This window comes from Cellulomonas phragmiteti, assembly GCF_016862775.1.
Classification (GTDB): Bacteria; Actinomycetota; Actinomycetes; order Actinomycetales; family Cellulomonadaceae; genus Cellulomonas; species Cellulomonas phragmiteti.
In genome coordinates this window covers 25,983-46,083 of sequence record NZ_BONP01000015.1, presented here as the reverse complement: position 1 = coordinate 46,083, position 20,101 = coordinate 25,983, and the positions used below count along the sequence as shown (strand labels likewise).

Below are 20,101 nucleotides of genomic sequence, written 5' to 3'. Positions count from 1 at the left end.
ACCCACATCGCTGCAGGTCACGGGCCCTTCGAACGGCGGAGGATGGGGGATTCGAACCCCCGAGGGCTTGCACCCAACACGCTTTCCAAGCGTGCGCCATAGGCCACTAGGCGAATCCTCCTGGTGCTGCACGCCGGCGTGAGCGGGCGTACTGCGGGTAGGAGTCTAGCGGAGAACTCGCGCCCGTCGGACGCGGGGCCGCGGGGCGGCGGGCGGCGCCCCGTCGTTGCGCGCGCATACCCCGGGGGGTATCGTCTCGCGCATGCCCTTCCCGAGCCTCCGCGCCGCTCTGTCCCGCCTCCTCGGTCGCTCCGACGACGGCGGCCTGCCCTCGACCGTCGACGGACCCACCGCGGTGCAGCTCGTCCGCGACGGCGCGGGCCTCCTCGACGTCCGCGAGCGCTCCGAGTGGAGCACCGGCCACGCCCCCCAGGCCGTGCACGTGCCGCTGGGCTCCGTCGCCGACGCGCCCCGCCGCCTACGGGCCGACGCCCCGGTCGTCGTCATGTGCGCGTCCGGCATGCGGTCGCGCACCGCCGCCCGGCAGCTGCGCTCGCTCGGCCTGCAGGCCACGAGCCTGTCCGGCGGCATCGGCGCCTGGCAGGCTGCGGGTGGCGCCGTCCGCCGCTGACCCGCCGGCAGGCCGGTCCGTCGCGCGACGACCCGGTGACTCCGCGGCCCCGCGGTGGTCCACCCCGTACCGCCCCCGACCGAAGGAGCCCTCATGTCGTTCCAGGCCTACCTCGACGCCGTCGAGGAGAAGACCGGCCTCACGCCCCGCCGGCTGCTCGACCTCGCGCACGAGCGGGGGTTCGACGCGTCGACGAAGGCGGCCCCGATCCTCGCGTGGCTCGCCGAGGACTACGGCCTGGGTCGCGGGCACGGCATGGCGATGGTGCACGTCATCACCAAGGGTCCGCAGATCGCGAGCACGCACGTCGGCACCTCCGGGACGCACCGCGACGCGTCGGACACGCTGTGGCTGGACGGCAGGGCCACGCGGCCCTGGTGACGGCCCGCGTGCAGCGTCAGGGCAGCGCCCCGCCCATCACCGCGAGCGTGGAGGCCACCGTCCACGTGACCCAGCGCTCGCGGCTCCAGCCGCGCTCCTCGACGAACCGCCGCCAGGCCTCGTGGGAGTACAGCAGCTCGGTGACGTCCAGCACGTGCTCGAGGTCGAACGGCCGGGGCACCCCGCGTGCGGTGAGCTGGGCGAGCAGCCCGCGCATCGCGGCGCGGCGCCTCTCGGTCATCGCGACGTACTCGTCGCGCACCTCGGGGTCGGTGCCCGCGGCAACGACGAACGCCTCCCACAGCCGCACGGTGCGGGCGTAGGCGTCGGCGATGAACCCGGTCGTGCGACCCAGCAGGGCCTCCGGGTCGTCGGGCAGGTCCGGGGACTTCGTGGCGCCCTGCTCGTCGGGGCCGACGAACACCAGCTCGAAGGCGCGCACGAGCAGCTCCCGCTTGGGGCCCTGCGCCTTGACCGTCGCGACCGAGACCCCGGCGCGACGCGCGATGCGCCCCAGGGTGGCGGCCTCGTACCCCACCGACGCGACCTCGTCGGCGACGGCCTGCAGGACGCGGCGACGCGTGACCGCGGCCTGCTCGGCACGCTTCGGGGACCGGTAGGGACGTGCGGTCTCAGGGGCCACCGTTGCCCTCCCTGTCGGCGTGGTGAAAGGCTCCGCCAGTTGCCGACAGCCTAGGCCGTGCCGACGCCGAGGGCGGCCCGAGCCAGCGGAGGACGCATGCGCCCCACGACCGTCGTCGCCGCGTGCCCCGTGCACGCCCACGTCACCCCGCTGCTGGCCGTCGCCCGCGCCCTGGTCGACGCCGGCCACCGCGTGCGGTTCCTCACCGGCGCGCGCTTCCGCGCCGAGGTGGAGTCGACCGGCGCCGAGCTGGTGCCCCTGCCGCCGGACGCGGGGTTCGACGAGCGGACCCTCGAGGCGGACCACCCCGAGCGGGCCGGACGCACCGGGATCGGGCTGCTGCGGTGGGACCTGGAGCACCTGTTCGTCGGACGGATCGGGGCGCAGGTCGCGGCGCTCGACGCGGTCCTGGACCCCACGGTGGGCACGCTGGTGTTCGAGCCCCTGCTCCTGGGCGCGTACGCCGTGACGTCACGGCCCCGCGCGCACCGGCCCCGGACGGTCGCGGTGTCGATCTTCCCGTCCGCGGCGCGGCACCCGGGCGTCCCGCCGTTCGGCCCCGGCCTGACGCCGCTGCCGGGCGTCCGAGGGCGGGTGCGCGACGCGCTCGTGCGGGTCGCCGTCGAGCAGGTGGCGCTGCGGCCGGCGCAGGTCGCCGCCCGCCGGGCGGTGCGGGACGCGGGCGGGCGTCCGCCGAGCGGCTTCCTGTTCGGGTGGACGCACAGCGCCGACGTGACGGTCCAGCTGACGGTCCCCGGGTTCGAGTACCCGCGCCCCGGGCTGGGTGACGCCTTCCGGCTCGTCGGGCCGGCGGGCGTGCCGCGGCCGGGCAGCGTCGACGTGGATCCCGGGACGCTGCCGCCGTGGTGGGGCGACCTCGACGGGCGCACCGTCGTGCACGTCACGCAGGGCACGGTCGCCAATGACGACGTGGGTCAGCTGCTGCGGCCGACGGTCGACGCCCTCGCCGAGGAGGACGTGCTGGTCGTCGCCGCGACCGGCGGCACCCCGGTCGAGCGGCTCGGCCCCCTGCCCGCCAACGTCCGCGCCGCGCGCATGGTCCCGTACGCGGCGCTGCTGCCGCGGACCGACGTCATGGTCACCAACGGCGGCTACGGGGGCGTGCACTGGGCGCTCGCCCACGGGGTGCCGCTGGTCGTCGCGGGCGCCACCGAGGACAAGGCGGAGGTGGGGGCGCGCGTCGCGTGGAGCGGCGTGGGCGTGCGGCTGCGCGGCAACCGGCCGACGCCGGACCAGGTGCGCGACGCCGTCCGGGAGGTCCGTACGGACCCGTCGTACCGCGCCGCGGCCCAGCGCCTGGCGGAGCAGGTGGCGGCGGCGCCCGGGCTGCCGGGCGTCGTCGAGGCCGTCGAGGGCACCACGCGCACCGGGGCCGGCGACCCACCACGACCCGCTGTCGGGGGTGGGCGGTAGCGTCGCGCCGTGGCGGAGTTCGAGGCCGACGTGCACCTGTGGCAGGTGGAGAACGGCTCGTGGGTGTTCGTGTCGCTGCCGTTCGACGTCGCGGACGAGGTCGACGACCTCACGCGCGGGCGTCAGGGCGGGTTCGGCTCCGTGCGCGTCGAGGTGAGCCTGGGGGCGACGACGTGGCGCACGTCGCTGTTCCCGGACAAGCGGCGCGAGACCTACGTGCTGCCGGTGAAGAAGGCGGTGCGCACAGCGGCGGGGGTCGCCGTGGGCGACGTCGTGCACGTGCGGCTGCGCCTCGTCGACGTGTGACCGCCGGCAGGGCGGGCCCGTGCGCCGTCAGGAGCTGACGCGGCCCTTCGCGAAGTACGCCAACGGCCCCGCCCAGTTGACGAGCAGCGCCAGCCCCCACGCGAGCTTGGGCCCGTTCACCTGGTCCGACGGGCGCTTCACCAGGTCGCGGTAGGCGGCCGCCGTCAGTGCGACCTGCGCCGCCCCCAGGGTGGCGGCGACGGCCCGCTGGGCCGGTCGCATCTCTCGCCAGTTGCTCAGCTGCAGGTGCACGGTGGACCTCCGGGACGGGCGCGCGGTGGCGCGGGGACGGTGCACCCATCGTGCCCCCGCAGGGCGTGGGCCGCAGGGTCGGACGTCCTGCACCCCGCGCACGGGCGCACGGTGCCGCTGCGCCCGCTGCGTCTGCTGCGCCGGCGGTGCCCGCGGTGCGTAGCCTGGCGTCATGGAGCTCACCCTGGGTCTCGACGAGGCCCTGACCCTGGCCCGTGCGGCCGACGCGATCCCGTCCGCCGTGACCGACGTCCGCGGCGAGGACCGCCGGGTGCTGGCCCAGGTGAAGGTGCACGAGCTGCCGGGCGTCCCCGGCGCGGTGCGCATGGCGACCAAGCTCGCCGGACCGGTCGACGTGCGCGTCGAGGACCGGGGCATCACGGGCCGCACCTGGGGGCTGGCGGTCGTCGCGTCGCACCCGGTGATGCGCATGGACCTCAGCGGCTTCGTCACCGACGCCCTGCGCAAGCAGCTCGCGCAGCTGCCGCCGGGCGTCGCGAGCGTCCACACCCGGGAGGGGGCGACGCTCGTGGAGGTCGACCTGGACCGTCTGGGCCCGCTGGTCGGCGAGATGCTGCCCGCCGCGCAGGGCCTGCGCCTGCGGGTCGACGACGTGAGCCTGGGCGACCGGCTGCGTCTCTCGGCCACGATCGGCTGATCCGCGCCGGCAGGCCCGGGATCGTGCAGGTCCGTGCGGCTGAACCCCTCGCGCTGGCGCGATCCCTGCCGCTACGCTGTACCACGTAGTCGCAGTGCTTTGTTTGTCCCGTTCTCCGGAGCGGACGACGACCACCGTGATTCACCGGTCCCGGTCGTCGGGTCCGTAGTAACCGCATGAGGAGAATGACGTGCCCACTGGCATCGTGAAGTGGTTCAACGCTGAGAAGGGCTTCGGCTTCATCGCCCCCGAGGACGGCGGCCCGGACGTCTTCGTCCACTACTCGGCCATCCAGACGCAGGGCTACCGCTCGCTCGAGGAGAACCAGCGCGTGCAGTTCGACGTGCAGGCCGGCCCCAAGGGCCCGCAGGCCTCGAACGTCGCACCTGCCTGAGCGACGAGCTCACCGAGCCCCACGGGCTCACCGAAGGGCGCCCCGACCACTGGTCGGGGCGCCCTTCGCCTGTCTCCCGAGCATGTCCCGCGGCGTCCCCCGCGGGTGGGTTGCGTGCCTATCTAGTCAGCCGTACTGTCTAGCCATGCCCGCCACGACCCCCGCCACCGACGCGTCGGTCGTGGTGCCCGCCGCCGACTGGCCCGGCGAGTGGCTGCGCGGCGTCCTGTCGCTGTGCGCGCTGCGCGTGCTGGCCGACGGCCCGACGTACGGCTACGACATCTCCCAGCGGCTCGCGGCCGCCGGCCTCGGCGAGATCAAGGGCGGCACCCTCTACCCGCTGCTCGGCCGGCTGCACGCCGCCGGGCTGCTCACCGAGGAGTGGCGGCCCGGCGCGGGCGGCCCCGGTCGCAAGTACTACGCCCTGACCGACGCCGGCCGCACCCACCTGCACGACGAGGCGGCGCGCTGGGCGCGCTTCGCCGACCTGACCCAGACGTTCGTCACGACCCCGGGGAGCACGTCATGAGCACCGAACCGACCGACATCGCCCCCCACGTCGACGCCGCGTGGGTCGACGACTTCGTGGTCGAGCTGCGGCTGCGCGACGTCCCGGGCGACGTGATCGGCGACGCGCTCACCGAGGTCGAGTCGCACGTCGTCGACGCGGGCACCACCGCCGAGGAGGCGTTCGGCGACCCCGCCCGGTACGCCGCGACGCTCGCCCAGACGGCGGCCCGCCCGACGCCGGACGACCCGCGGGACATGCTGCCGATCGCGGTGGGGGGTCCCGTGCTCATCGCCGGGGTCGACGGCCTGGTGTCCTGGCTGAGCGACGGCACGGTCACCGTCACCGGCGGCCTGCTCGCGCTGGCGGCGTCCGCCGTCGTCCTGCCGTTCGTCGTGCAGCGCCACGGCACGGCCGTGCTGCGCTACCTCATCGCCAGCCCGTTCTGGCGGATCTGGCTCGTGTGCCTGGCGGTGACGGGCGCGCAGATCGGCCTCGTGTGGCTGGGACGCGGGTGGCACGTCGCGACGTGGCCCGCGGCGCCCGTCACCGTCGTCGCCGGCCTCGTCCTCGCCGCGACGGCCGTCACGTGGGCGCGGCGCCCCGTGCCGACGGACCCGGTGCTGGCGCCGGGCGCGGACCGCGAGGCCGTCACCGTCGCGGCCCGGCGCGACGCGCGCCGGCTCGCCCTGCGGACCACCGCTCTGCATGTCGCGGGCCTCGCGGCGGTCGTCACCGTCGCCGTCCTCGTCGTGCGCCAGGGCGGCTGACCGCCGCGGCGGGACCGACGCGGCGCGCGGTCAGCGGCTCCAGCGCCGCACGACGGCGGCCAGGCCCACCGCGAAGGTCACGCCCGCGCCCACCAGGTACGGCCCGTAGAACCGGCGCAGCACCGGGGCGGTGGCACCGGCCGCCACCCCGACCGCCGCACCGACCGCCAGCGAGCGCGCACCCCGCGCGCCGAGCGCGTGCACGGCCAGCGGGGCCGCGGGCACGCCCGCCGCACCTGCCGCCGCCGCGTACACCTTGACCGGCACGCCGTTGAGGGCCTGCCGCCAGATGCCGCGGGCGCCGTCGACCGCGAGGTCGAGCGCCGCGCGCTCGCGCATCGCCCGGGTCGTCAGCGGCGCGGGCGGCTGCTGCCCGCGGGCCGTGAGCGCGCGCGTGACCAGCACCCCCGCGACGGACCCGACGGCGAGGCACCCGGCCGCGGGCAGGACGCGGCGCGGGTGCGACGCGGCGACGAGCACGAGGTACATCTCCGAGGTGACCGGCAGGCTGACGGCCTCGGCGAACCCCCACGCGACCGCACCGACCATCCCGGCGGGCCCGGACATGACGTTGCGCAGCACGCGCCAGGTCCGCGAGCGCGAGGGCACCGCGGGGCCGGCTGCGAGCATCCCCTCGATCTGCGCGACGAGCGGGGCCATGTCGGTGAGCTCGTGCGGGTCCACCGGGTGCCCGACGCGCACCTCCACGGGCCCAGGCGTCAGACGCCCCTTCTTCGCCAGCAGGTCACCCGTGCCGACGACCGCCACCGGCAGGATCGGCACGTCGAACTCCTGCGCGATGCGCAGCGCCCCGCTGCGGAACCGGCCCAGCCGGCCGTCGGTCGAGCGCGTGCCCTCGGGGAACACCAGCAGGCTCGACCCGCTGCCGAGCACCTGCGTGGCGCCCTCGATGAGCGAGTCGTACCCGCCGCCGCCGTGCCGGCGCACCGGCACGGCGCCGATCGCGAGCTTCAGCGCCCGCGCCTTCCACGGCGTGTCGAACCAGTAGTCGCCCGCCGCCACCACGACCGGCTTGTAAGGGGCGGGGAACGCGGCGATGAGCGCCGGGGTGTCCGCGTGGGACGAGTGGTTGGCGACGACGACCATCGCCTCGTAGGGCGCCGACCCCACGACGCGGAAGCCCCCCACGAGGTGGAACGCCGTGCGCCACGCCACGTGCCGCACGGCCCCGGCCAGGTTGAAGCCCGGCGGCAGCCCGACGCGGCGGCGGAGCCGCTGGAACGTCTCCGCCGGTGCGTGCCCGTGGGCCTGCCCGGCCTCCTCCGCGGGGGCGTCCGCGCTCACGCGAGCACCCAGGCCAGCGGCAGGACGAGCAGCAGCGAGTCGACCCGGTCGAGCAGCCCGCCGAACCCGGGCAGCCACGTGCCCGCGTCCTTGACGCCCGCGCGTCGCTTCACCATCGACTCCACCAGGTCACCTCCCACGCCGCCGAGGACCACCGCCACCACCAGACCGGCCGAGAACGCACCGAGGACGAGCAGGACGATCGTGCCACCGACGGCCGCACCCACCAGACCACCGACCGTCTTGTTCGGGCTCAGCGGCGACAGGGGCCGGCGCGCCCACGCGAACCGCCGGAGGCCCTGCCCGCCGCACCACGCCGCCACGTCGGTCGCCGCGGCCGCGAAGCAGAGCAGGAACGCGTCGGACCCGACCAGCACGAGGTGCGCGAGCGACCAGCACAGCCAGATCGACCCGAACGCCGCGCCCGTGGCCCGCTCGACGCCGCGGTCGGCGTCGCCCGCGAGCACCGCGGGCACCGCGCACAGCAGCGCGACCAGCGGCACGAGCGCGAGCAGGCCGGGGTCGAGCCACGCCGCGAGCGGGTACGCCACCGCGAGCACCAGCAGGATCGCCGTCTCCGGCCGCGGCAGGCGGGTCATGGTCGCGAACTCCCGCACGGCCTGCAGCGCCAGCAGCGCCGCGAGCAGGGCCGTCGGGCCCGGTCCGAGCCACATCGGGATGCCGATGACCGGCAGGATCAGCGCCCACGTCGTCCAGCGCCGCCGCAGCTCGGGCCGGCGCGAGAGGAGGACGGGGACGGCCGCAACCGTGAGGATCGCGGCGGTGAGCGCGAGGAGGAACACGGCGCGGCCGTCGAGGTCGAGGTGCCACCCGCCGAGCCGGACGTCGAGCGCGTACGCGGTCCGGTCCAGCCCGGTCCACGCCGCCAGCGGGTCGAGGACCCCGGGGCGCTGCGTCGGGTCGGGTGTCACGCGCCGGACCCGACGGGCCGCGCACCCGCCAGCAGGCGGTGGACGCGCCGCGCCCGCACGGCCGCGGTGAGCACCGACCCGACGACCAGCACGAGGGCCACGCCCGGCAGCAGACCGGGCACGGCGGCCGCGAGCACCGCGAACGCGCACCGCTCGGTCTTGCCGACCGGTCCGCCGTTGAGCCGCGGCGCGCCGGCACCGGCCCCCGCCAAGGACACGAACGTCGGCAGGGTCGCCGCGGCGGCGGCCACGAGCACCCACGCCAGCGGCGTGAGGCCGGCGACGGCGTCCCCGCCGGTCCGCACGGCCAGGACCGCCAGCCCCGCCCACATCAGCAGGTCCGACGCGCGGTCCCCCAGCTCGTTGAGCACGAACCCCCAGGGCCGGGTGACGCCCCGGGCGCGGGCGACGGCGCCGTCGAGGTTCGCGCCCGCGAGCCGCACCGCCAGCATCACGAGGGCCACCGGCCACCAGCCGAGCGCGATCGCGGCCCCGGCGAGCGCCGCGCCGGCGACACCGACCGCCGTGAAGACGTCGGGCGACGTGCCACGGGCCACGGCGCCGTGGACGAACCGGTGCAGCCGCCGGGTGTACCAGGGCTTGAGCGCGTACAGCGACGGCATGCGGGCGACTGTACCCACAGCCCTGCCGGTCGCCCCGGCGCCGCCCGACCGTTCACCCGGGCGGCCCGACCGGGGTGCGCGGGCGGGTGGACTCGGGGGGTGTGGCGCGGACGGTCCGGGGTTGCGGGCGGGGCACCCTCTACACTCGGCCCGTGATCTTCAAGGCGGTGGGCGAGGGGCGCCCGTACCCGGACCACGGGCTGACGACCCCCGCGCAGTGGTCGGACGTGCCACCGCGTCAGGTGCGGCTCGACGAGCTCGTGACGACCAAGCGCACCCTGGACCTCGAGGCCCTGCTGGCCGAGGACTCGACGTTCTACGGCGACCTGTTCGCCCACGTCGTCGAGCACAAGGGGATCATGTACCTGGAGGACGGGCTGCACCGTGCCGTGCGTGCGGCCCTGCACCAGCGGGCGCTGCTGCACGCGCGGGTGCTGGTGCTGACGTGAGCGCGGCGGGCCGCACGACGGTGAAGGGCTGGACCTGGTGAGCGACCACGACCGGGCGCGCGCGCTGCGGCGTCGGCACATGCACGAGCGGCAGGCCGTCGTGTTCGGCGTGCTGCTCGCCGTGCTCGCGGTGGCCGGCCTCGGGGCCGCCGCCCTGTACACCGACAGCCTGTCGCTGCCGTTCCTCGAGCGGGAGTTCTCGGCGAAGCCGACGGTCGACGTCGCCGCCGTCCGCACGTACTGCCCGCCCGAGGGCGCGCTGCCGCTGGCGACGTCGCAGATCACCGTCGACGTCTACAACGGCGCGGGCATCGCGGGCCTGGCCGGCACGACCGCGACGCAGCTGGCCGAGCGCGGCTTCGTCATCGGCGTCACCGAGAACGCGCCGTCGCCGGTCACCGGTGCCGGGCGCATCATCTACGGCGCCGCGGGCAGCGCCGCCGCGTACACGCTGCACGCGTACGTGCCCGACGCGGTCCTGCAGAACGACGCGCGCGAGACCGGGCTGGTCGACTTCATCGTGGGCGGCGACTACGCCGGGCTGGTCCCCCAGGACCAGGTCGCGCTGGACCCGGCGGCACCGCTGGTCGGCCCGGAGGGGTGCATCCCGTTCGCGGAGATGACCGCCCCCGTCGCGGCTCCCGAGGAGCCCGCCGCCGAGCAGCCCGCCGAGGAGCAGCCCGCCGAGGAGCAGCCGGCCGAGGAGCAGCCCGCCGAGGGCTGACGGCCCCGCCTCAGCGCTCCAGCTCGTCGCCCCCGGGCACCGACGCGGGCGTCGCCGGCTCGTCGTGCGTGCCGCGCCACAGCGCGATGCCCCGCATGAGGTGGTAGAGCCCGATCGCCACCGCCGTGCCGATCGCGATGCCCTCGAACCGCAGGTCACCGGCGTCCCACGTGAAGTTGGCGATGCCGACGATGAGCGCGACCGCCGCCGGCATGAGGTTGACGGGTGCGGAGAAGTCGACCCGGTTCTGCACCCAGATCCGCGCGCCGAGCAGCCCGATCATCCCGTACAGCACGGCCGCCGCGCCGCCGAGCACCCCCGCGGGGATCGTCGCGACCACGGCACCGAACTTCGGGGACAGCGCCAGCACGAGCGCGGTCGCGGCCGCGACCCAGTACGCCGCCGTCGAGTACACGCGGGAGGCGGCCATGACGCCGATGTTCTCCGCGTACGTCGTCGTGCCGGACCCGCCGCCGGTGCCGGCGAGCGTCGTCGCCAGGCCGTCGGCCATGAGCGCGCGGCCCACGTACGGGTCGAGGTCCTTGCCCGTCATCGCCGCCACGGACTTCACGTGCCCCACGTTCTCCGCGACGAGGACCAGGACGACGGGCAGGAAGAGCCCGAGGACGCCCACGTCGAACGTCGGCGCGACGAACGGCGGCAGCCCCACCCACGCGGCCTCGCGCACGGCGTCGAGCTGCACCTCGCCGCGCAGCAGCGCGACGCCGTACCCGACGAGCACGCCGACCAGGATCGACAGCCGCCCCAGGATGCCGCGGAACAGCACCGTGACCAGGACGATCGCGAGCAGCGTGACGGTCGCGGTGACGGGCGCGGCGCGGAACCCCGAGCACGTGCCGTCATCGCCGCACGAGCCCCACGCGGCGGGCGCGAGGTTGAAGCCGATGAGCGCGACGATCGTGCCGGTCACCACCGGCGGCATCAGCACGTCGATCCACCGCGTGCCGGCCACGTGCGCGACGACGCCCACGACGAACAGCGCGACGCCGGTGACGAGGATGCCCCCCACGGCGACCGACTCGCCGCCGCTGGCCGTGGCCGCCATCACCGGGGCGATGAACGCGAAGCTGGAGCCGAGGTAGCTGGGCAGCCGGTTGCGCGTCACCACGAGGAACAGCGCGGTGCCCAGCGCGGAGAAGAACAGCGTCGTCTGCGGGGAGAACCCGGTGATGAGCGGCACGAGGAACGTCGCACCGAACATCGCGACGACGTGCTGCATGCCGATGCCGACGGTGCGCCCCCACGCGAGCCGCTCCTCGGGCGCCACCACCTCACCGGGCGGCACCGTCCGTCCGTCACCGTGCACGGTCCAGCCCCAGCCGCTCATGTCTGCTCCTCGTCGCGTGTGGTCGCCGACGCGAGGGTAGCGACCCCGGGGGTCGCGCGGGAGGGACCGACGTCCGCGGCACGACGGCGACGAGCGGGACGCCGCCGGACGTGCGACCGTTGACCCTCTGGACCCGAGGCGAAGGAGCACGTGATGACCGAGCCGACGACCCCCGACGTCCCGCCGACCGACGACGCGCCCGACCCTGTCGCGGCCACCGCGCCGATCGCGCCGGAGTCCGACCCGGCCGAGGTCGACCAGATCCTCGACGCGCCCGAGGCGGCACCGGGCTTCCCGCCCGCGCTCGGCGGCGTGCCGGGCGTCGGCCAGCCGGCGGTCCGCCCGATCTGAGCGGTGCCCCGGTCCGGGCGGCCGGGTGTCGGACGTGCGACGTCGTCCCCTAGTCTGGCGCCGTCCCGCCCGCCGCCGACCGCCCGGAGGCCGCCCTGCCCGGAGCCCCGGACCCCGCCACGACCGGCGGCGGGACCGCCCTGCGCACGACCGCCGCGCGCCTGCTCGCGAGCCGCGGCGGCCGGACCACGCTGGTCTGGCTGCTGTTCGCCGCGGTGCACGGCTGGCTGGCCCACCTCGGCACCGGCCCCATGGCCGGCTCGTTCGCCGACGTCGACCTGTACCGCCGGTGGGTCGAGGCAGGGCTGACGGAGGGCACGTGGCCCGTGCTCGACGGGCCGTGGGTCTACCCCGCCGGCGCGCTCCTGCCGATCCTGGCGCCCGCGGTCGTGGGCGTCACGGACGCGGCGCCGTACGCCGAGGCGTGGTGCGTCCTCGTCACCCTGCTCGGCGCCGCGGCCGTCGCGCTGCTGCTGCGGGCACCCCGCGGGCACCTGGCCGCGACGTGGTGGCTCGCGTTCACGGCGCTGCTCGGCCCGGTCGCGATGGGCCGGCTCGAGGGCGTGGCGGCTCCGCTGAGCATCGTGGCCCTGCTGCTCGCCCTGCGGCACCCGCGGGCGGCGACGGCGCTGGTCACCGTGGCCGCGTGGATCAAGGTCGCCCCGGGCGCCGCGGCCCTGCCGCTGCTCGTCGCGGCGCGCCGGCCGTGGCGGGACGTCGTGGTCCCGGGCCTGGTCGTGTGCGCGGTCGTCGTCGGCACCGTCGTCGCCCTCGGCGGGGGCGCGGAGGTCGCCTCGTTCGTGCGCCAGCAGGAGACCCGCGGCCTGCAGGTCGAGGCCGTGGCGGCGACGCCCTGGCTGGTCGCCGGGCTGTGGACCCCGACGATCCGACGCGACTTCGACCTCGTGCTCATCACCTACGAGATCCACGGGCCGGGCACGCAGGCCACCGCCGACGCCCTCGGGGCGCTGCTGCCGCTGGCCGTGCTCGCCGTCACCGGGCTGCTGTGGTGGCGCCGGCGGCAGCACGGGCCGCGGTTCTGGACCGAGGAGCTGCCGCGCCTCGAGGTCGTGCTGCGCGGCACGTTCGTGCTGACCCTCGTGCTGGTCGTCGTCAACAAGGTGGGCAGCCCGCAGTACATGGCGTGGCTGGCGCCCCCGGTCGCGGTGGCGCTGGCGCTGGGGGCGCCGCGGTGGGGCCGCTCCGCCCTCGGGCTGCTGGGTGCCGCCGCCGCGACGCAGTGGGTCTACCCCTGGTGGTACAGCGAGGTGATCGCCGGCCTGCCGTGGACGACGTCGGTGCTCGCGGCCCGCAACGTCGCCCTCGTCGTGCTGCTCGTCGTCGCGGTGCGGCACCTGGTGCGGCCGTGGGACGCCGGCCCGCAGGACGCCACGTCGGCGGCCGGTGGGTCACCGGCCGCCGACGCGTCAGGCGCCGTGCGCGGCCAACCAGGCCAGGAGGTAGGCCTGGGAGCTGCCGTCGTCGATCGAGGTGTCGGGTAGCCCGACCGCGTCGTCCCAGGCGGCGGCCGCCTCGTCCGGGCCCGCGAGCGCCCGGTACATCAGCAGGTAGTCGCCGAACATCACGTCCGGCCCGTCGGGGCTCGCCTCGTCGACGGCCGCGAGGATGTCCGCCGGGTCCACGTCCACCGCGAGGTAGTCCGACACCGGCCCCATGGGGATGAGCAGGATGCCGAGCATCGCGCTGGGCTCGGGGCTGAACCACGTGGCCCAGTCGCGCTTGCCGCCCCAGTTGAGGGCGACGACCCGGTGCTCGAACCCGTCCATGACGGGGTCGTCAAGGTCGGGGTCGGTCCAGTAGTCGCGCGCGGACGCGGCCTCGGTCGACGCCAGCCACGTGGCCTGCGTGAGCAGGTCGTCCTGGCCGGACGCCTGCGCCCACAGCCCGATGCCGTTCCAGGCGTTGACGGCCTCGGAGGCCGACTCCTGGTTGTTGCCGTCGGCGAACACCGACGGCCCGGACGCCCACGCGTGGCCCGCGTACGGGTCGAACGTCCGCAGCTGCGGCAGCGCGTCGGACGGCTGCGCAGCCGCGATGTCGGCGGCGAGCGCGTCCATCACGGTGCGCAGGTCCTCGACGAGGTCCGGGTCGTCCGCGGCGAGCAGGCCCGCGGCACTCAGCAGGTACCCGTAGTGGAAGTGGTGGTCGTTGAGCTCCTCGGAGCCGAACGCCGGGGTCCGCCCGACGACGGACCGGGCGTCCGCGTCGTACACGAAGCAGCGGGCGTCGCGCGCGTCGCACCCCGTCGGCTCGGCCCACTCGCGCAGCGCGTCGGCGACGCGGGCACGCAGGTCCGCGACCACGTCGTCGGCCCCGAGCTCCTCGCCCAGGGTGACGAGCGTCGCGGCCCGGTACAGGTGCTTGGACCCGAAGTACGAGTCGGACGCGAACGCCCCGGTGGCGGCGACGTCCTGCGCGAGCTGCGCGAGGACTGCGTCCCGGCGGGCGTCGTCGACGTCCGCGAGGTCGAGCCGCCCGGTCGGGTGCAGGGTCGGCGCGTACGACGTGAGCGTCGACCCGGCGCACAGCTCGAGCGTGCCGTACACGCTGCGGTAGGTGCCCAGGCCGCAGCCGTCGCGCTCCGGCTGGCTGCCGGTGGTGTGGTGCCGCATGAGGACGTACGCGCTGGGCGTGGCGCCCGCGGTGCGGTACGTCAGGGTCGTGCGCGCCACGTCGTCGCCGACGCCGTAGGTCACGTCGACACCCACGACGGGGTCGACGGCAGCGGCGGCGAGCACCGCGGCGGCGTCGTCGGACGGGTCGTCGGGCAGCGCGTACCAGGCGGCGGTCGCCCCGGCGGGCAGGGTGAGCGTGCCCCCGGCAAGCGTGCCGGCGGAGGCCGCCAGGGCCCACGTGGTCCCGGCGACCTGCGCGGTCGCGACACCGTCGGTGAGCTCACCGAAGTCCGCACCGGCCGCGACCTCGACGTCCGACGCCGCCGTGAACGACGCGAACGGCGAGCCTGCGGCGACCGTGACGTCACCCAGCGGCGCACCGCCGGTGTCGAGCAGGCGCGTGGTCACGGCCACGGGGTCCGCGGCGACGACCACGGCGGACGCCGCGCCGACGTCGACGGTCACGGCCGGGACGTGGGGTCCCATGACGACGGCCGCGCTCGTGACGGGGTCCGGCAGGCCGACCGTGAACCCGCTCTCCGTCAGGGCGAACGACAGCGGCAGCGGGAAGACCGGCAGCAGCTCCTCGCCGAAGACGAGGCCCGAGTACCAGCGGTTGGACGGCGGCGCGAGGCCGTCGGCCAGGCGCACCGGCGTGATCGTCGCGTCCGGCGCCTGGGTGAGCGCGCCGGTCAGCGCGTCGGCGTCCACGTCGGGCGGTGTCGCGTCCGGGGGGCCGACGACGGGGGCCGCGGGCGCACCTTCCCCGCTGCCCGCGGCGGGCGCGATGGTGCCGCCCGCCCAGGGCCGGGCGACGAGCAGCGCGGTCGCCGCGAGCGCGGCGACCAGCCCGAGGGCGACCAGCCAGCGCACCCGGGACGTGCCGGGCAGGACCGTGCGGTCCGCGGTCACCCGAGCACCCCGTCGACGTACGACTCGACGTAGGTGCGGACCTTGCCGGCGACGGTGGTCACCACGCCGTCGTTCGTCAGCGCGATCTGCGCGACGACGGGCGTGCCGGCCGTGACGAGGCCGTTGTCCGCACCGTCGACCAGCTCGTCGCTCGTGATGCGGACCACGGCCTGCGCCTGGCCGTCGACCGTGGTGACGTCGACCCGCTGGACCCGCCCGGCGAGGGTCGACTCGTTGGGCAGGGTGATGGTCACGTCGGCGCCGTCGGGCAGGCGTGCGTACTCCTTGGCCGTCAGGGTGTACTCCCCCTGGACGTACAGCGTGTCCTCGCGCTGCACGGTCGCGAGCGTCGAGGCCGTCGGCACGAAGGTCCCGCGCGTCGCGGTGAGCTGCGTGACGCGGCCGTCACCGGTCGCCAGGACGACGAGCCGGCCCTGGTCGTCGAGGGACGTGAACTCGGGCGGGTCGGTGACCAGCCCGTGCGCGAGGTCGTAGGTCAGGCCCGCGGAGTCGATGACGAACAGCGGGTCGCCCTCCTCGACCTCGTCGCCGACGTCGACGAGGTGGTCGGCGACGAGGCCCGCGTACGGGCTGCCGACGGCGTAGGTCTGGGCGAGGATCTGCGCCGAGCTGCTGGTGGCGCGACCTCGGGTCTCGTTGAGGTGGTAGGTCGCCAGGGCGGCGACGACGAGCACGAGGAACGTGCCCGCGAGCAGGCGGATGCGGCTGGCCCAGGTCATGGGATCACCTCTCGGTCAGCGGGGTGGGTCAGGGGTGTCAGGGGGTGCGGCAGCCTCAGCGGGGTGCCGCGGTGTCGGTCGCTCGCTCGAGCTCGAGGAGGGCGGCGTCGTCGGCCAGGTCGGCCGCGGCGCGCTCCCGGCTGGCCAGGGCCTGCTGGCGCGACCGCGCCTCGGCCCGGCCACGGCGGCCCTCGCGCCACGCGGTGACGATGAAGCCGCCGAGGATCAGCGTGTTGGTGGCGTTCCACGCCAGCGCGAGGGTGACGACGCCCGAGGTGTGGGTCTTCCAGGCCGCCACGACGGTCGTGATGAGCAGGAACTGGAACACCAGCACCTGCGGCTGCATGAACGCGAACGGCGAGCGGTAGGCGCCCTTGCGCCCGGTCACGTGCCAGGCCTGCTCGCGGCGCAGCACCGCGTTGACCAGCGCACGGACGTAGATCGGGAACGACACCGAGGCGAGCAGCAGCACCTCCCACCGGAACGACCCGAGCGTGTAGAACGCCAGCAGGATCTGCAGGACGTAGAAGCCGGCGTAGTACAGGGCCCACGTGAGCGGGGTGATCGTCAGGTCCATGGGCGACAGGTCGAAGTAGACCTCCAGCGGCGGGACCATCAGCAGGAGCAGCGGCGCGATGCCCGTGAGGTAGTGCGTCGCCGTCACGAGGTACTGGATGCGCTGGTCCATGGTGAGGTTGCGCTTCCGGGACAGCGGGTTGTGGGTGAGCATGATCTCGAACCCGCCGGTCGCCCAGCGCAGCTGCTGCTTGGTGTACGCCTCGACGGTCTCCGGGGTGTCGCCGACGGCGAGCGTCGTCGGGATGTAGACCGTGCGCCACCCGCGCTCGTGGAGCATGAGCGACGTCCACACGTCCTCGGACTTGGAGTCGGTGTAGATCCCGCCGATGGCGTCGACGGCCGCGCGCCGGTAGATGACGTTGGTGCCGACGCAGAACGCCGCGTTGAACCGGTTACGGCCCGGCTGGACGTACCGGTAGAAGACGGCCTGCATGTAGCCGGCGCCGCGGCTGATGACCGTGTCGTAGTTGCCGTACGTCTGGGGCGTCTGGACGAACGCGACGTCGGGCCCGGCGAAGAAGGGCAGCGTCTCGTGCAGGAACGCGGGCTTGGGCACGAAGTCCGCGTCGAAGACCGCGAAGTACTCGCCGCGGGCGAGCGACATGGCGTGGTTGATGTTGCCCGCCTTCGCGCCGCCGCTGGACAGGCGGCGGACGTACCGGGCGCCGAGCTCGGCCGCCAGGTCGCGGACGTCGTCGGAGCGGCCGTCGTCGAGCACCCAGGTCTCGTGACGGCCCTGGATGCGCAGGGCCGCGCTGACCGTGCGGCGGATCGTCTCGAGGTCCTCGCCGTAGGTCGTGATGAACACGTCGGGCGTCACGGCGCGGTCCTCGAGGTACATCTGCCAGCGCCAGGGCTCGTCCTCGGCGCCGTCGCGGATGATCTCGGCGAGGTCGTACAGGCGCTCCTGGGCGTGGTGGAAGGTGAAGCCGCGGGGGTTCCACCCGGCGGACAGCACGGTCCACATGGCCAGCAGCGCGTGCGCGACGAGCACCGTCTCGGCGAGGATGACCAGCGCGTACGGCAGCCAGTCGCCGCGGTTGGCGGGGTTCAGCAGGAACGCCGCGTAGACGATGATGCCCGCGGCGGCGAGCAGGACGAGCAGCACGAGCGACGGGCTCTGCGACGCCTCGTTCTCGGGCGACCGCGTGCTCTGCGGGCGCCGGCGGGAGTCGTCGGTGCGTCGTGGGTCGAGGATGAGTCGGTCAAAGGTGGTGGCCACGTTCGCCCCCCAGGGTGCGTCGGCGTCGGCTCGACGGCGGTCCCGGGGTCGGGGCCGACGTCGCGTTCACGACGGCCTCGTTGGCGCCTGGTGCACGAGGGGCCGGTGGCCGGAACGTCCGGACCGGGTGGTGCTGTGGTCCCTCGTGGATGTGCTCGACCGTACGAGCGCCCGGCGCGGGATGTCACCCGAGAGGTGCCGGGCACACCCCCGTTCCGGGCCCTGCCGGGCTCCCGGAGCGGGCGTGGAACCGGTCCCACCTGGGCGGACGTCCGTTGATGACGAGCATGTGAACATTTCGGACCTACGCCACACGTCCCACCATTCGGACATTACGGGCCCCGGCCGGCGCGGCCGGGGCCCCGCCGTCAGACCTCGACCAGGTGCGGCGCGACGCGCTCGGCGACCAGCTGCAGGTGCTCGAGGTCCGCCAGGTCCAGGACCTGCAGGTACACCCGCTGCACGCCCTGCGCGGCGAGCCACGTCAGGCGCTCGACGGCCTCGTCCGGGGTCCCCGCGACGCCGTGCGCCCGCAGCTCGGGCACCTCCCGGCCGATCGCCGCGGCCCGGCGTGCCAGCTCCGCCTCGTCACGGCCGACGCACAGCACCAGCGCGACCGACTGCACCAGCGTGTCCGGGTCGCGACCCTCCGCGACGCACGCGGCGCGGACGTGCGCGATGCGGCCTGGCACGTCGGCCACCTCGGGGAACGCCTGGTTGTACTCGGCCGCGAACCGGGCGGCCAGCTGCGGCGTGCGGGTCGGGCCACCGCCGCCCACGATCACCGGGACGCCCGCGCGCGACGGGTCCAGCGGCGAGCGCTGCACCGGCGAGGGCAGCGCCGGGGAGTCGGTCAGGGTGTAGTGCTCCCCCGCGTGCTCGAACCGCCCGCCCGGCGGCGTGCCCCACAGCCCGGTGACGATCTCGAGCTGCTCGGTGAGGATGCCGAAGCGCTTGGCGGGGAACGGGATGCCGTAGGCCGCGTGCTCGGCCGCGTACCAGCCGGCTCCCAGGCCCAGCTCGACGCGACCGCCGGACATCTGGTCGACCTGGGCGACCTGGATCGCCAGCACCCCGGGGTAGCGGAACGTCGCCGAGGACACCAGCGTCCCCAGCCGGATGCGGCTCGTCTCGCGCGCGAGCCCGGCGAGCGTCGTCCACGCGTCCGTCGGGCCGGGCAGGCCGTCCCCGCCCATCGCGAGGTAGTGGTCGGAGCGGAAGAAGGCGTCGAAGCCGAGGTCCTCGGTCGCGCGGGCGACCGCCAGGAGGTCGTCGTACGTGGCGCCCTGCTGGGGCTCGGTGAAGATGCGCAGATCCATGCCGACCAGCCTCGCACGCGTCGACCGGGGCGGCCGGGACCGGGGCGCGGACCGCACCCCGGGCCCGGTACGGTCGTGCGGTGCCCTGGTGGAAGCCCGGCCGCGGCCCGCGCGCCGTCCGGTGGTCGTCGCTGCTGCTGGTCGCGGCGTGCGGCCTGCTCGTCGTCGTGTGCCTCGTCGCCGCGCTGCGCGGCCGGCCGCTCGCGCTCGCGCCGGCCGCCGTCGCCGCCGCGCTCGCGCTGCGCGAGGTGCGTCGCCTGCAGCGCGCCCGGCGCCCCGGCTGACACCCGTTCGTGCGCTCGAGGTGCGCGAGCGGCCCGCTCTTGGGACGGTTACCAGATGCATGCCGCCACCCCGCTCGCCGCAGCCCTGGAGGTCGCGGACTGGCGACGTCGCACCGCCGCGACGTACGCGCTGGTGCGCTCGCTGGCCGTCGACGACCCGCCGGCCGCGCACGCGGTGTGGGTCCAGCAGCGCGACGAGCTGTTCGCGACCCACCCCGCGTCGCCGCTGACGGCCGACGCCCGCGCCGAGTTCGCCGGCCTCGACGTCGCGGCGTACGACCCCGCGTACCGGTTCGAGGTGGAGGTCGAGCCGGCGGGCCAGCAGCGCCTCGACCTGGCGACGGACTCCGACGGCGTCGTCGGGTTCGACCGCGTGGGCACCGTCGACCTGGGCGACCTGGGGAGGCTGACCCTGTGGTCGCTGCGCGGCTACGGCGGCGGGCTGTTCCTGCCCGTGCGCGACGCGCTCGCCGGGCGCAGCACCTTCGGGGGCGGGCGCTACCTGCTGGACACCGTCAAGGGCGCCGACCTGGGGTGCGACCACGTCGGCCGGCTCGTCGTCGACCTGAACTTCGCCTACAACCCGTCGTGCGCGTACGACCCGACGTGGTCGTGCCCCCTGGCCACGCGCGCCAACACCCTCGCCGCCGAGGTGCCGGTGGGCGAGCTGGCGCCCCCGCTGCCCTGACCCCGCGCGCTG

General features: G+C 75.6%; 24 protein-coding genes and 1 tRNA gene. 14 read left to right on the top strand and 11 right to left on the bottom strand.

Going from position 1 to position 20,101, the window contains the following annotated elements:
* Window positions 1–36 precede the first annotated feature (36 nt).
* Window positions 37–121: transfer RNA gene (locus Cph01nite_RS12805), tRNA-Ser, on the bottom strand.
* A 141-nt stretch (window positions 122–262) separates the two neighbouring features.
* Between Cph01nite_RS12805 and Cph01nite_RS12800 the strand changes: the two genes are divergently transcribed.
* Entirely contained in the window at window positions 263–631 is a 369-nt protein-coding gene (locus Cph01nite_RS12800; protein WP_203674751.1) for a rhodanese-like domain-containing protein, read from the top strand.
* A 93-nt stretch (window positions 632–724) separates the two neighbouring features.
* A complete protein-coding gene (locus Cph01nite_RS12795) occupies window positions 725–1,012 on the top strand; it encodes a DUF4287 domain-containing protein (protein ID WP_203674749.1) in 288 nt (95 codons plus the stop codon).
* 16 nt (window positions 1,013–1,028) lie between these two features.
* Here the strand turns inward: Cph01nite_RS12795 and Cph01nite_RS12790 are convergent, their stop codons facing one another.
* Window positions 1,029–1,655, bottom strand: a complete 627-nt coding sequence (locus Cph01nite_RS12790; protein WP_203674748.1) for a TetR/AcrR family transcriptional regulator — start codon at window positions 1,653–1,655, stop codon at window positions 1,029–1,031.
* A gap of 96 nt (window positions 1,656–1,751) precedes the next feature.
* Here Cph01nite_RS12790 and Cph01nite_RS12785 point away from each other — a divergent pair, with 96 nt between their 5' ends.
* Together Cph01nite_RS12785 and Cph01nite_RS12780 are read left to right on the top strand one after the other, a co-directional pair.
* Window positions 1,752–3,089 carry a glycosyltransferase gene (locus Cph01nite_RS12785; RefSeq protein ID WP_203674746.1) on the top strand — a complete coding sequence of 446 codons (1,338 nt, stop codon included), beginning with the start codon at window positions 1,752–1,754 and terminating at the stop codon, window positions 3,087–3,089.
* Window positions 3,090–3,098: 9 nt separating this feature from the next.
* Window positions 3,099–3,395 (top strand): DUF1905 domain-containing protein, encoded by a 297-nt coding sequence (locus tag Cph01nite_RS12780; RefSeq protein ID WP_203674744.1) that lies wholly within the window; start codon window positions 3,099–3,101, stop codon window positions 3,393–3,395.
* A gap of 27 nt (window positions 3,396–3,422) precedes the next feature.
* On the opposite strand, the gene Cph01nite_RS12775 is transcribed toward Cph01nite_RS12780, so the two are convergent.
* The gene (locus Cph01nite_RS12775) at window positions 3,423–3,647 is read right to left on the bottom strand and encodes a PLDc N-terminal domain-containing protein (RefSeq protein WP_239069245.1); all 225 of its coding nucleotides are present in this window, start codon (window positions 3,645–3,647) and stop codon (window positions 3,423–3,425) included.
* Between the two features lie 172 nt (window positions 3,648–3,819).
* Here Cph01nite_RS12775 and Cph01nite_RS12770 point away from each other — a divergent pair, with 172 nt between their 5' ends.
* The 4 genes from Cph01nite_RS12770 to Cph01nite_RS12755 all read left to right on the top strand — a co-directional run bounded on the left by Cph01nite_RS12770 (window position 3,820) and on the right by Cph01nite_RS12755 (window position 5,977).
* Window positions 3,820–4,305 carry a hypothetical protein gene (locus Cph01nite_RS12770; RefSeq protein ID WP_203674742.1) on the top strand — a complete coding sequence of 162 codons (486 nt, stop codon included), beginning with the start codon at window positions 3,820–3,822 and terminating at the stop codon, window positions 4,303–4,305.
* Window positions 4,306–4,495: 190 nt separating this feature from the next.
* A complete protein-coding gene (locus Cph01nite_RS12765; protein WP_089797961.1) occupies window positions 4,496–4,699 on the top strand; it encodes a cold-shock protein in 204 nt (67 codons plus the stop codon).
* A gap of 145 nt (window positions 4,700–4,844) precedes the next feature.
* Complete coding sequence (locus Cph01nite_RS12760) at window positions 4,845–5,228, top strand: PadR family transcriptional regulator (protein ID WP_203674740.1); 384 nt, start codon at window positions 4,845–4,847, stop codon at window positions 5,226–5,228.
* Window positions 5,225–5,977: an HAAS signaling domain-containing protein gene (locus Cph01nite_RS12755; protein ID WP_203674738.1), complete on the top strand. Its 753-nt coding sequence runs from the start codon at window positions 5,225–5,227 to the stop codon at window positions 5,975–5,977. Before Cph01nite_RS12760 ends, Cph01nite_RS12755 begins: the two co-directional genes overlap by 4 nt.
* A gap of 30 nt (window positions 5,978–6,007) precedes the next feature.
* On the opposite strand, the gene Cph01nite_RS12750 is transcribed toward Cph01nite_RS12755, so the two are convergent.
* From Cph01nite_RS12750 to Cph01nite_RS12740, 3 genes are read right to left on the bottom strand one after another with little or no spacing between them, the layout of a single operon-like run.
* Window positions 6,008–7,282 (bottom strand): lysophospholipid acyltransferase family protein, encoded by a 1,275-nt coding sequence (locus Cph01nite_RS12750; RefSeq protein ID WP_239069244.1) that lies wholly within the window; start codon window positions 7,280–7,282, stop codon window positions 6,008–6,010.
* On the bottom strand, window positions 7,279–8,214 hold the full coding sequence (locus tag Cph01nite_RS12745) for a phosphatidate cytidylyltransferase (RefSeq protein ID WP_203674736.1): 936 nt from the start codon (window positions 8,212–8,214) through the stop codon (window positions 7,279–7,281). The genes Cph01nite_RS12750 and Cph01nite_RS12745 overlap by 4 nt, the downstream gene beginning before the upstream one ends.
* Window positions 8,211–8,837 (bottom strand): CDP-alcohol phosphatidyltransferase family protein, encoded by a 627-nt coding sequence (locus tag Cph01nite_RS12740; protein ID WP_203674734.1) that lies wholly within the window; start codon window positions 8,835–8,837, stop codon window positions 8,211–8,213. Before Cph01nite_RS12740 ends, Cph01nite_RS12745 begins: the two co-directional genes overlap by 4 nt.
* Before the next feature lie 152 nt (window positions 8,838–8,989).
* On the opposite strand from Cph01nite_RS12740, the gene Cph01nite_RS12735 reads away from it, so the two are divergent.
* Both Cph01nite_RS12735 and Cph01nite_RS12730 read left to right on the top strand, forming a co-directional pair.
* Complete coding sequence (locus Cph01nite_RS12735) at window positions 8,990–9,286, top strand: type II toxin-antitoxin system VapB family antitoxin (RefSeq protein ID WP_203674732.1); 297 nt, start codon at window positions 8,990–8,992, stop codon at window positions 9,284–9,286.
* A gap of 37 nt (window positions 9,287–9,323) precedes the next feature.
* On the top strand, window positions 9,324–10,010 hold the full coding sequence (locus tag Cph01nite_RS12730; RefSeq protein ID WP_203674730.1) for a LytR C-terminal domain-containing protein: 687 nt from the start codon (window positions 9,324–9,326) through the stop codon (window positions 10,008–10,010).
* A 10-nt stretch (window positions 10,011–10,020) separates the two neighbouring features.
* Here Cph01nite_RS12730 and Cph01nite_RS12725 read toward each other — a convergent pair whose 3' ends face one another.
* Entirely contained in the window at window positions 10,021–11,358 is a 1,338-nt protein-coding gene (locus Cph01nite_RS12725; protein ID WP_203674728.1) for a uracil-xanthine permease family protein, read from the bottom strand.
* Between the two features lie 153 nt (window positions 11,359–11,511).
* On the opposite strand from Cph01nite_RS12725, the gene Cph01nite_RS12720 reads away from it, so the two are divergent.
* The gene (locus Cph01nite_RS12720) at window positions 11,512–11,709 is read left to right on the top strand and encodes a hypothetical protein (protein ID WP_203674726.1); all 198 of its coding nucleotides are present in this window, start codon (window positions 11,512–11,514) and stop codon (window positions 11,707–11,709) included.
* Between the two features lie 215 nt (window positions 11,710–11,924).
* Window positions 11,925–13,211, top strand: a complete 1,287-nt coding sequence (locus Cph01nite_RS12715; protein ID WP_239069243.1) for a glycosyltransferase 87 family protein — start codon at window positions 11,925–11,927, stop codon at window positions 13,209–13,211.
* Here Cph01nite_RS12715 and Cph01nite_RS12710 read toward each other — a convergent pair.
* From Cph01nite_RS12710 to Cph01nite_RS12695, 4 genes are all read right to left on the bottom strand, one after another.
* Entirely contained in the window at window positions 13,137–15,257 is a 2,121-nt protein-coding gene (locus tag Cph01nite_RS12710) for a glycosyl hydrolase (protein WP_203674724.1), read from the bottom strand. The two genes, Cph01nite_RS12715 and Cph01nite_RS12710, sit on opposite strands and share 75 nt — an antisense overlap.
* Complete coding sequence (locus Cph01nite_RS12705; RefSeq protein ID WP_203674722.1) at window positions 15,254–15,997, bottom strand: efflux RND transporter periplasmic adaptor subunit; 744 nt, start codon at window positions 15,995–15,997, stop codon at window positions 15,254–15,256. Before Cph01nite_RS12705 ends, Cph01nite_RS12710 begins: the two co-directional genes overlap by 4 nt.
* 55 nt (window positions 15,998–16,052) lie before the next feature.
* On the bottom strand, window positions 16,053–17,798 hold the full coding sequence (locus Cph01nite_RS12700) for a glycosyltransferase family 2 protein (protein ID WP_239069242.1): 1,746 nt from the start codon (window positions 17,796–17,798) through the stop codon (window positions 16,053–16,055).
* Between the two features lie 368 nt (window positions 17,799–18,166).
* Window positions 18,167–19,117, bottom strand: a complete 951-nt coding sequence (locus tag Cph01nite_RS12695) for an LLM class F420-dependent oxidoreductase (protein ID WP_203674720.1) — start codon at window positions 19,115–19,117, stop codon at window positions 18,167–18,169.
* A gap of 80 nt (window positions 19,118–19,197) precedes the next feature.
* Here Cph01nite_RS12695 and Cph01nite_RS12690 point away from each other — a divergent pair, with 80 nt between their 5' ends.
* Both Cph01nite_RS12690 and Cph01nite_RS12685 read left to right on the top strand, forming a co-directional pair.
* Window positions 19,198–19,401, top strand: coding sequence for a hypothetical protein (locus tag Cph01nite_RS12690; RefSeq protein ID WP_203674719.1), 204 nt, complete (start codon window positions 19,198–19,200; stop codon window positions 19,399–19,401).
* 55 nt (window positions 19,402–19,456) lie between these two features.
* Window positions 19,457–20,089 (top strand): DUF1684 domain-containing protein, encoded by a 633-nt coding sequence (locus Cph01nite_RS12685; protein ID WP_203674716.1) that lies wholly within the window; start codon window positions 19,457–19,459, stop codon window positions 20,087–20,089.
* Window positions 20,090–20,101 lie beyond the last annotated feature (12 nt).

Coding starts and splice junctions, on each gene's coding strand:
- Cph01nite_RS12800 (WP_203674751.1), top strand. CDS start 263: ATGCCCTTCCCGAGCCTCCGCGCCGCTCTGTCCCGCCTCCTCGGTCGC.
- Cph01nite_RS12795 (WP_203674749.1), top strand. CDS start 725: ATGTCGTTCCAGGCCTACCTCGACGCCGTCGAGGAGAAGACCGGCCTC.
- Cph01nite_RS12785 (WP_203674746.1), top strand. CDS start 1,752: ATGCGCCCCACGACCGTCGTCGCCGCGTGCCCCGTGCACGCCCACGTC.
- Cph01nite_RS12770 (WP_203674742.1), top strand. CDS start 3,820: ATGGAGCTCACCCTGGGTCTCGACGAGGCCCTGACCCTGGCCCGTGCG.
- Cph01nite_RS12760 (WP_203674740.1), top strand. CDS start 4,845: ATGCCCGCCACGACCCCCGCCACCGACGCGTCGGTCGTGGTGCCCGCC.
- Cph01nite_RS12755 (WP_203674738.1), top strand. CDS start 5,225: ATGAGCACCGAACCGACCGACATCGCCCCCCACGTCGACGCCGCGTGG.
- Cph01nite_RS12740 (WP_203674734.1), bottom strand. CDS start 8,837: ATGCCGTCGCTGTACGCGCTCAAGCCCTGGTACACCCGGCGGCTGCAC.
- Cph01nite_RS12725 (WP_203674728.1), bottom strand. CDS start 11,358: ATGAGCGGCTGGGGCTGGACCGTGCACGGTGACGGACGGACGGTGCCG.
- Cph01nite_RS12720 (WP_203674726.1), top strand. CDS start 11,512: ATGACCGAGCCGACGACCCCCGACGTCCCGCCGACCGACGACGCGCCC.
- Cph01nite_RS12705 (WP_203674722.1), bottom strand. CDS start 15,997: ATGACCTGGGCCAGCCGCATCCGCCTGCTCGCGGGCACGTTCCTCGTG.
- Cph01nite_RS12695 (WP_203674720.1), bottom strand. CDS start 19,117: ATGGATCTGCGCATCTTCACCGAGCCCCAGCAGGGCGCCACGTACGAC.
- Cph01nite_RS12685 (WP_203674716.1), top strand. CDS start 19,457: ATGCATGCCGCCACCCCGCTCGCCGCAGCCCTGGAGGTCGCGGACTGG.